This window comes from Aeromonas sp. MR7 (assembly GCF_963899385.1).
Lineage (GTDB): Bacteria > Pseudomonadota > Gammaproteobacteria > Enterobacterales > Aeromonadaceae > Aeromonas > Aeromonas bestiarum.
Map to the genome: position 1 here is coordinate 1 of NZ_CAWQXH010000036.1, position 304 is coordinate 304.

1 protein-coding gene is annotated in these 304 nt (G+C 58.9%); it reads right to left on the reverse strand.

Annotated features, from left to right (window positions below):
• Window positions 1–304: DDE-type integrase/transposase/recombinase (locus AACW87_RS15935; RefSeq protein ID WP_241326821.1), on the reverse strand; the 304-nt coding region annotated here is incomplete at both ends.

A 304-nucleotide genomic window follows, 5' to 3' on the forward strand; every position in this document is an offset into this window, starting at 1 on the left:
AGGAACTGATATCCCGCTTCGCTTCCCGCAGGCTCATGTACCCCGTGGTCGGAAGCCATTCCGTCTTAAGGCTCCTGAACAGCCGCTCCATCGGCGCGTTATCCCAGCAGTTGCCACGCCGACTCATACTCTGGGTCATGCGATAGCGCCACAGCCGTTGCCGAAATACCCGACTGCCGTATTGGCTCCCCTGGTCGGAGTGAAACAGCACACCGGACGGACAACCTCGTTGCTGATACGCCATCTCGAGCGCTTTCACGGCCAAGTCAGCATCAGGTCTGTCAGACATTGACCAGCTCACGAC